The following is a 4,408-nucleotide window of genomic DNA, read 5'->3' as shown; positions in this document are numbered from 1 at the left end:
GGACGCGCACGCACTGGCCGTCCTTCAGGTCGATGGCGGGGTAGAGGATCACGGACGCCACTCCAGGAAGTCGGCCAGGAGCTTCAGGCCGGACGCTTGCGATTTTTCGGGGTGGAACTGCACCCCGGCGAAGTTGTCCCGGGCCACCGCGGCGGGGAACCGGCCGCCGTGGTCCACATAGGCCGCCACGTGCGACGAGTCTTGCGGATACATGGCGAACGAGTGGGTGAAGTAGACGGGCGCGCCGCCGCGCAGGCCGGCCAGCACCGGCAGGTCGGAGACGGCCTCGAGGTTGTTCCAGCCCATGTGCGGGACCTTCAGGGCCGGGTCGGCGGGGGCGATCTTCTTCACGTCGCCGTCGATCCAGTCGAGGCCGGGGGTGACGCCGAACTCCAGGCCGCGCGAAGCCATGAGCTGCATGCCGACGCAGATCCCCAGGAACGGCGCGCCGCGCCGGACCACGGCGTCGTTCAGGGCCTCGATCACGCCGTCGCGGGCCGCCAGCGCCTCCATGCACGCCTTGAAGGCGCCGACACCGGGCAGGACGATGCGATCGGCCCTGGCGACCACGTCGGGATCGCTGGTGACGACGACGTCCGCCGAGCCGGCCGCGGCGCGGACGAGGGCCTTTTCGGCCGAGCGCAGATTGCCCGACCCGTAGTCGATCAGGGCGACGCTCTTCATGGAAGTTTCCTAGAGCACGCCCTTGGTGGAGGGGGCGTGGCCGTGGGTCTTGGGGTCGAGTTCGACGGCCTGGCGCACGGCCCGGGCCAGCGCCTTGAACCCGCTCTCGGCGATGTGGTGCGAGTTGGCTCCGTACAGGCACTCCAGGTGGACGCAGGCCCCGCCGTTCATGGCGAAGGCGTGGTGGAACTCCTTGAAGAGCTCGGTGTCCATGTCGCCGACCTTCGGCGTCCTGAACTCCACCTTCCAGATCAGGTAGGGCCGGTTGGAGAAGTCGATGGCGCAGCGGCTCAGCGTCTCGTCCATCGGGATGTAGGCGTGGCCGAAGCGGCGGATGCCCCTGAAGCCGTCAAGGGCTTCCTTGATGGCCTGGCCCAGCACGATGCCGGTGTCTTCCACCGTGTGGTGCATGTCGATGTGCAGGTCGCCGCGGGTCTCGACGTCGAGGTCGATGCCGCCGTGCCGGGCGAAGCTGTCCAGCATGTGGTCGAAGAACCCGATGCCGGTGGAGACCCGGGACACGCCGGTCCCGTCCAGGTCCACGGCGACGCGGATCTGGGTCTCCTTGGTGTTGCGGACGACCTCGGCCTTGCGGCTCATCACAACCCCCTGCTCGCGGCGAGGTCCTTCAAGCTGACCTGCGGCCGCGGCCCGTAGTGCGAGATCACCTCGGCGGCCGCCAGCCCGCCCAGCCGCGCGCAGTCGCGCAGCGAGCGGCCCCGGGCCAGGCCGAAGAGGAACCCGGCCGCGTATTGGTCGCCTGCGCCGGTGGTGTCCACGACTTTCTCGACGGGCTCAGCCGGCACATGCAGGGTCTCGCCCTTGGAGAGCACCACCGAGCCCTTCTCGCTGCGGGTCACGGCGGCCAGTTCGCAGTGGCGGAGCAGTTGCTCGCAGGCCTCGTCGAAGTCGGCGGTCTCATAGAGCGCCAGCAGTTCCGCCTCGTTGGCGAAGAGGAGGTCGACCTGGGTCTCGATGAAGCCCTTCAGGCCGCCGCGGTGGCGCTCGACCACGAAGCTGTCCGAGAGCGTCAGCGCGATCTTGCGGCCCGCGCCGTGGGCGAGGCCCGCCGCCTTGGCGAAGGCGCGCCGGGCGGCTTCGGCGTCGAACAGATAGCCTTCGAGATACACCATCGTGGCGGCCTCGACGGTGGCGACGTCGACGTCGTCGTCGGTGAACTCCACCGAGGCGCCCAGGAAGGTACACATGGTGCGTTGCGCGTCGGGCGTGACGTTGATCATCGAGACGGCGGTGGCGGGCCCGCCGGCCAGCGGCGCGTTCTCGAAGCGGGCGCCGATGGCGCGCATGTCGTGAGCGAAGACGCGGCCCAGCGGATCGTCGGCCACCTTGCCCATGAACGCGCCCTTGCCGCCGAAGCTGGCCAGACCCGCGATGGTGTTGGCCGCCGAGCCGCCCGAGGCCTCCACGGCCTGCTGCATCCGCGCGTAGAGCGCCGCCGACTGCCGCGCGTCCACCAGCATCATGGCGCCCTTGGTCAGCCCGTTCTCGACCAGGAAGGCGTCGGCGCACGGCGCGATCACGTCGACGATGGCGTTGCCGATCGCGGCGACGTCGTAGGTCTCGGGCATACGCAGGCTTTCCCTCGGGCTAGGGCGCGGGGATTACAGGCAAAAGGTCAGCGAAGCTAGCGGCCGGGTTCGGGAGGGCGCGACGGCGCTGGGCCAGGAGCCCGGAGGCCCGGCAGCCAGCCATGAGGGCCGCTCCATCCTCACGTCGCGCGGAGAGATGGGTCCCGCGAACAAGTCGCGGGATGACGAGCATTGGGGGTGAGTTATCCGCCCCAGCCGCGGCTGCCCATGCTGCGGCTGGACATGCGGCCGCCGAAGCCGCCGCGGCTGATGACCGACGAGCGGCTCATCTGCTTCTCAGGTGGGCGGATGACGTCGGGGGCGTCGAAACCGCGCTGGCCGATGCGGGTGCGGCCGGTGTTGTAGTCGGTCCAGACCCGGCCGCCGCCGTAGGAGTAGTAGCCGCCGTCGCGCCAGTCGCGGTACATGCCGCGCCCGCCCCAGCCGCCGTTCATCATCTGCCCGACGACGAAGCCGGTGACCAGCGGGCCCCAGAAACTGCCGTTCGAGCCCGCGTGCTGGCGCGGAACGCACTGGCCCTCGCCGTAGACGTCCTCGCAGGACGCCTGGTCGGTCCACTTGGAGGCCTTCTCGTCGTCCTTGAGGGCCTGTTTCTCGGCGGTCTCGCAGGCGTCGTCGGGCACCTCGTTCTTGTCCTTGCACTCCTGCAGGGACTGGTAGGCGTAGGCGTCGACCGACTTTTCGTGGTCGATGCGGACGTTGTCGGCGGCGTTGTCGCCGCAGGCCACGAGCGAGACGCCGCCCATCGCCATCAGCGACGTCAGCGCCAGTTTGCGGGTGCGTTTCATGGCTGGTTTCTGGAACCTAGGCCGTCATGCAGGCGGCGTTGAGGATGCCCACCGTGATCGAGATGAACATCAGGTAGAGCGCGGTCGAGAGTTCGCCGCGCTCGATGCGGGCCGACACGTCGGGCAGCGCGATGCGCCGCACGATCCAGAAGGTGGCGATCTGGATGACGCCGGCCAGCAGCGCCCAGGCCACGAACTCGGGCAGGCTGTGGGTGTTGGCGAGCGCCGAGGCCAGCGGGATGACGTAGCCCAGCAGCGCCCCGCCGAGGGCCACGGAGGCGGCGACGTTGCCGCCGCGGATCAGGGCGCCTTCGTCGTGCGGCGTGATCCAGCGGTAGATCGCCTTGAAGATCAGGGTGAAGCCGCCGGCGGCCAGGAAGGCCAGCGCGAACGCGAGCGCCCCCGAGCCGAAGGTGGCGGGATCGAAAACGATCATGCTTCAAATTCTCCGACGTTCAGAGGAATGCCGACCATGACCTCGTGGGTGAGGTCGCCGCCCTCGGGCTCCATCTCGATGGCCAGGAGCAGCTCGCGCCCTTCCGCCGGCAGGTCCCGGGCGAAGAGCATGCAGGTCTGGTAGATCTTGCGGAAATTCCGGCCCGAGCGGTCGTCGTAGACCCTCTCCCAGAAGCTCACCGGGTCCTGCCGCTCGTCGACGTCGCCGAACCAGAAGCGGCGGTACTCCGGCAGGCCGTCGGCGCTGAAGGCGCGCGCGCGGATGCGGTCGCCCCAGCGCCGCCGGGCGGCCGCGTCCGGCGGATAGTCGGACGCCCAGGGCCCGAAGAGGGTGAAGTCGTCTGCGCCCCGGCCCTCCGCGTCTGGACTGACCATCTGCAGCATCAGGTCGTCCTCGGTGTAGAACCGGTGGACCCAGCCGTCGGCTCCCAGGTCGATGCGTCCCTGCGCCACGATGTTCAGCGTGTCGGTGTCGAGCCGGAAGAGGGTGTCCGAGCCGAGCCGCCGCCAGGCCAGCGGGTCCAGCCGCACCGTGCGGCCGATCGTGACGTTGCGGACGACGGGGATGGCCTGGTCGTCCCCGTCCTCACCGCGGCGTCCGCCGAACAATCCCCGGAAGATCACGTCATCAGCCTTTGTTGCAGCCGGATCATACGCCCATCTTGCATCCTGTCAAATGTACGCGTATGCATACGTGAACAGATGAAGCGGCGGAACACGGACAAGGTGGCGGGCCTGAGCCCCGCGGAACGGACCCGGCTCTGGCGCGAGGAACGCCAGCGGCTCGGGCTCGTGAAGCTGGAGCTCTGGGTTCCCCCGGGCGCCAGGGCCGATGTCCAGGCCGCAGCAAGAGCCATCGTCACAGCGTCG

6 protein-coding genes are annotated in these 4,408 nt (G+C 69.4%); all 6 read right to left on the bottom strand.

Translation table 11 applies throughout. The features are described from left to right. Positions 1–48 precede the first annotated feature (48 nt). The 6 genes from hisH to JNL41_RS20695 all read right to left on the bottom strand — a co-directional run bounded on the left by hisH (position 49) and on the right by JNL41_RS20695 (position 4,162). Positions 49–684 carry an imidazole glycerol phosphate synthase subunit HisH gene (hisH, locus tag JNL41_RS20720; protein ID WP_293478078.1) on the bottom strand — a complete coding sequence of 212 codons (636 nt, stop codon included), beginning with the start codon at positions 682–684 and terminating at the stop codon, positions 49–51. A 9-nt stretch (positions 685–693) separates the two neighbouring features. Continuing rightward, positions 694–1,284, bottom strand: coding sequence for an imidazoleglycerol-phosphate dehydratase HisB (gene hisB, locus JNL41_RS20715; RefSeq protein ID WP_293478077.1), 591 nt, complete (start codon positions 1,282–1,284; stop codon positions 694–696). Then, positions 1,284–2,273 (bottom strand): adenosine kinase, encoded by a 990-nt coding sequence (locus JNL41_RS20710; RefSeq protein WP_293478076.1) that lies wholly within the window; start codon positions 2,271–2,273, stop codon positions 1,284–1,286. Before JNL41_RS20710 ends, hisB begins: the two co-directional genes overlap by 1 nt. Positions 2,274–2,476: 203 nt before the next feature. Then, positions 2,477–3,082: a DUF1190 domain-containing protein gene (locus JNL41_RS20705; protein ID WP_293478075.1), complete on the bottom strand. Its 606-nt coding sequence runs from the start codon at positions 3,080–3,082 to the stop codon at positions 2,477–2,479. 16 nt (positions 3,083–3,098) lie between these two features. Next, positions 3,099–3,518 carry a DUF350 domain-containing protein gene (locus JNL41_RS20700; RefSeq protein ID WP_293478074.1) on the bottom strand — a complete coding sequence of 140 codons (420 nt, stop codon included), beginning with the start codon at positions 3,516–3,518 and terminating at the stop codon, positions 3,099–3,101. Further along, positions 3,515–4,162, bottom strand: a complete 648-nt coding sequence (locus JNL41_RS20695) for a DUF2491 family protein (RefSeq protein WP_293478073.1) — start codon at positions 4,160–4,162, stop codon at positions 3,515–3,517. Before JNL41_RS20695 ends, JNL41_RS20700 begins: the two co-directional genes overlap by 4 nt. Positions 4,163–4,408 lie beyond the last annotated feature (246 nt).

Source organism: Phenylobacterium sp. (genome assembly GCF_016793285.1).
Classification (GTDB): Bacteria; Pseudomonadota; Alphaproteobacteria; order Caulobacterales; family Caulobacteraceae; genus Phenylobacterium.
The sequence above is the reverse complement of the archived record's forward strand: the minus strand, read 5'-3'. Positions and strand labels throughout refer to the sequence as shown.

Bases quoted from the DNA above. Each gene is read 5' to 3' on its own strand.
- JNL41_RS20710 (WP_293478076.1), bottom strand. From the start codon at position 2,273: ATGCCCGAGACCTACGACGTCGCCGCGATCGGCAACGCCATCGTCGAC.
- hisH (WP_293478078.1), bottom strand. From the start codon at position 684: ATGAAGAGCGTCGCCCTGATCGACTACGGGTCGGGCAATCTGCGCTCG.
- hisB (WP_293478077.1), bottom strand. From the start codon at position 1,284: ATGAGCCGCAAGGCCGAGGTCGTCCGCAACACCAAGGAGACCCAGATC.
- JNL41_RS20705 (WP_293478075.1), bottom strand. From the start codon at position 3,082: ATGAAACGCACCCGCAAACTGGCGCTGACGTCGCTGATGGCGATGGGC.
- JNL41_RS20700 (WP_293478074.1), bottom strand. From the start codon at position 3,518: ATGATCGTTTTCGATCCCGCCACCTTCGGCTCGGGGGCGCTCGCGTTC.